Source organism: Streptomyces sp. NRRL WC-3549 (genome assembly GCF_000721935.1).
In the GTDB taxonomy this organism is placed as follows: Bacteria; Actinomycetota; Actinomycetes; order Streptomycetales; family Streptomycetaceae; genus Streptomyces.
Genome location: NZ_KL585416.1, coordinates 47,108 through 50,504 on the forward strand (window position 1 = coordinate 47,108; position 3,397 = coordinate 50,504).

The 3,397-nt window shown below is 68.6% G+C and carries 5 protein-coding genes; 3 read left to right on the plus strand and 2 right to left on the minus strand.

What is annotated here, in order from left to right:
* Together IH13_RS0123390 and IH13_RS0123395 are read right to left on the minus strand one after the other, a co-directional pair.
* Positions 1 to 384, minus strand: a 384-nt coding sequence (locus IH13_RS0123390) for a hypothetical protein (RefSeq protein WP_063837480.1), incomplete at its 3' end; no start/stop codon positions are given.
* A gap of 93 nt (positions 385 to 477) precedes the next feature.
* A complete protein-coding gene (locus tag IH13_RS0123395) occupies positions 478 to 717 on the minus strand; it encodes a hypothetical protein (RefSeq protein WP_031087499.1) in 240 nt (79 codons plus the stop codon).
* A 261-nt stretch (positions 718 to 978) separates the two neighbouring features.
* On the opposite strand from IH13_RS0123395, the gene thyX reads away from it, so the two are divergent.
* The 3 genes from thyX to IH13_RS0123410 form a co-directional block, all read left to right on the plus strand.
* Positions 979 to 1,716 carry an FAD-dependent thymidylate synthase gene (thyX, locus tag IH13_RS0123400; RefSeq protein ID WP_031087502.1) on the plus strand — a complete coding sequence of 246 codons (738 nt, stop codon included), beginning with the start codon at positions 979 to 981 and terminating at the stop codon, positions 1,714 to 1,716.
* Positions 1,717 to 1,868: 152 nt separating this feature from the next.
* Positions 1,869 to 2,768 (plus strand): 4-hydroxy-tetrahydrodipicolinate synthase, encoded by a 900-nt coding sequence (gene dapA, locus IH13_RS0123405; protein ID WP_031087504.1) that lies wholly within the window; start codon positions 1,869 to 1,871, stop codon positions 2,766 to 2,768.
* Between the two features lie 129 nt (positions 2,769 to 2,897).
* Positions 2,898 to 3,397: MBL fold metallo-hydrolase (locus IH13_RS0123410; protein WP_031087506.1), on the plus strand; the 500-nt coding region annotated here is incomplete at its 3' end.

The following is a 3,397-nucleotide window of genomic DNA, read 5'->3' on the forward strand; positions in this document are numbered from 1 at the left end:
GAGATGTGTATAAGAGACAGGCTGGACCGTACGGAGCGCCTCGGCCTCGCCCCAGGCCACTGTCGTCGTACGGAAGAAGGCCACGCGGCGCACTCCGTGGCTGCTGACCCAGGCGCCGACCCGCAGCAGCCGCAGGGCGCAGACGATCACGACGGCCGCCAGCGCGAAGCAGGCACCGCCGCCGGAGGACGAGCCGGCGAACGCGATGATCATCGCCGCCAGAAGCACGAAGGACGCCAGCAGCAGCAGGGTGGCCGCGGCGGCGACCCACCACGGACCGGGGCGGTAGGGCCGCCGCCAGCTGTCGTGGTCGTCGAACGGCAGCGCGGTGTCCTCCGCGCTCGCGTCGAATACGCGGTCGGCCGTCAGAAAGGGCAGGGGCACGACTGATCCTCACTCACAAGCACGCTCGATTGCTGTGCCCGGTGAGGCTACCGAGGAGCCCCCCGGTCGACCACCCCAGGGGGCCCGTACGGGTCAGCGGTTCGGGGACGCCTCGGAGTGCTGACTGTGCGAGGGCGCCTGGCCGGTGTCGAGCGCGGGCAGGCCGAGGAGCAGCGATCCGGCGAATCCCGCGACCAGGGTCAGCCCCACGAGGGATCGGCCGGCCAGCTGGGAGACGCTGGCCCGCTCGCGGGGCGGCGGGGTGACGTTGCTGCGGAACCGCTCGGCCTCGGCGACGAACGAGAACGGGACGGACTCACGCCGGCGGAACATGAGGAAACTCTCCTTGAACTCTGTGACGGGTGCTGCTATTGAGTCAGACGTACGAAGGACCCTTTAGGTGCCCTGAATCGCCGAACGGGACGAAGAATTCCTGCGGACGGCTGTCCGGCGCCTACCCGGGGCACCGCGAGCCGATGCCCTGGGCCTCCCCGCGCATCGGAGCCGCCCGCTCCGGGGCGCGGGCCGAAGGCCCGTTCCCAGGCCCGTAGAGTGGACGCCGCCCGTGCGACGCCATTGGAAGGACCCCCGCCGGTGACCGACACCCCCGAGCCCACGAAGGCCCACTTCCGCAGCGATGTCACCGTCGACCTGGTGAAATCCGCTGCCACCGACTCCGACGTACTCTTCGCGGCCCGTGTGTCCACGGCGGGCGAGCAGTCGCTGGAGGAGGTCGCCAAGGACCCCGAGCGCTCCAAGGGCCTCATCAACTTCCTGATGCGGGACCGGCACGGAAGCCCGTTCGAGCACAATTCGATGACCTTCTTCATCAGCGCCCCGATCTTCGTCTTCCGCGAGTTCATGCGGCACCGCGTCGGGTGGTCGTACAACGAGGAATCGGGCCGTTACAGGGAGCTCGAACCGGTCTTCTACACCCCGGGGGAGTCCCGCAAGCTCATCCAGCAGGGCCGCCCCGGCAAGTACGAGTTCGTCGAGGGGGCCCCGGAGCAGCACGCGCTCACCAGCCGTGTGATGGAGGACTCCTACCGGCAGGCCTACGACGCCTACCAGGAGATGCTGGCCGCGGGCGTGGCGCGCGAGGTCGCCCGTGCCGTACTGCCCGTGGGCCTGTTCTCGACCATGTACGCCACGTGCAACGCCCGCTCGCTGATGCACTTCCTCGGCCTGCGGACCCAGCACGAACTGGCGAAGGTCCCCTCCTTCCCGCAGCGCGAGATCGAGATGGTCGGCGAACAGATGGAGCAGCACTGGGCGCGTCTGATGCCGCTGACTCATGCCGCCTTCAACAAAAACGGCCGGGTGGCCCCGTAAGCGGTGTCCGTATTGCGGCCTTTCGTGAAGTTCATCTAGGCTGATGAAACGGACCCGGCACTGCCTGAACCCCCGAGCAGGCAGTGCCGGGCTCCTCTTCTCCCGTCCCCCGAGGGGGCGCGGCGCTCCGAGCAACGAGTAGCGTGTTACCCATGGCTCCGATCTCCACTCCGCAGACCCCCTTCGGGCGGGTCCTCACCGCGATGGTCACGCCCTTCACGGCGGACGGCACGCTCGACCTCGACGGTGCCCAGCGGCTCGCCACCCATCTGGTGGACGCAGGCAACGACGGCCTGATCGTCAACGGCACCACCGGCGAGTCCCCGACCACCAGCGACGCGGAGAAAGACCAGCTCGTACGGGCGGTGCTCGAAGCCGTCGGAGACCGGGCCCACGTCGTCGCCGGGATCGGCACCAACGACACCCGGCACAGCATCGAGCTGGCCCGCACGGCCGAGCGCACGGGCGCCCACGGCCTCCTCGCGGTCACGCCGTACTACAACAAGCCCCCGCAGGAAGGTCTCCTGCGTCACTTCGGCGCCATCGCGGACTCCACGGGGCTGCCCGTGATGCTGTACGACATCCCGGGCCGCAGCGGTGTGCCGATCGACACGGAGACGCTCGTACGGCTCGCCGAGCACCCCCGTATCGTGGCCAACAAGGACGCCAAGGGGGACCTGGGGCGCGCCAGCTGGGCCATCACCCAGTCCGGCCTCGCCTGGTACTCCGGCGACGACATGCTGAACCTTCCGCTGCTCTCGGTCGGGGCCGTCGGCTTCGTCTCCGTCGTGGGCCACGTCGTCACGCCGGAGCTGCGCGCGCTGATCGAGGCGTACCTCGGCGGGGACGTGCAGAAGGCCACCGAGATCCACCAGAAGCTGCTCCCGGTCTTCACGGGCATGTTCCGCACCCAGGGTGTGATCACCACCAAGGCCGCTCTCACCCTGCAGGGCCTGCCGGCCGGTCCGCTGCGTCTGCCGCTGGTGGAACTGACCGCCCAGGAGACGGCTCAGCTCAAGATCGATCTGGCAGCCGGCGGGGTACAGCTGTAACCACGGACTTCACAACTGAATACGCGAGGACACTCGCGACGGAAACACCTCTGACAACAGCAAGTGCACGAATGACATGCGCGCCACGTGCCCTCCGCGGTACGTGGCGTGCGTGGTAAGGAGAGTCTTTTGAGTCATCCGCATCCTGAACTCGGTACCCCGCCGAAGCTCCCGAAGGGCGGTCTGCGCGTCACCCCGCTCGGCGGCCTGGGGGAGATCGGCCGCAACATGACGGTCTTCGAGTACGGCGGCCGTCTGCTCATCGTCGACTGCGGTGTGCTCTTCCCCGAGGAGGAGCAGCCGGGGATCGACCTGATCCTGCCGGACTTCACCACGATCCGGGACCGCCTGGACGACGTCGAGGGCATCGTCCTCACGCACGGCCACGAGGACCACATCGGCGGCGTTCCCTACCTGCTCCGGCTGAAGCCGGACATCCCGCTCATCGGCTCCAAGCTGACCCTCGCGCTCATCGAGGCCAAGCTCCAGGAGCACCGCATCCGCCCGTACACCCTTGAGGTGGAGGAAGGACAGCGGGAGCGCATCGGCGTCTTCGACTGCGAGTTCATCGCCGTCAACCACTCCATCCCGGACGCGCTCGCGGTCGCCATCCGCACCCCGGCCGGCAT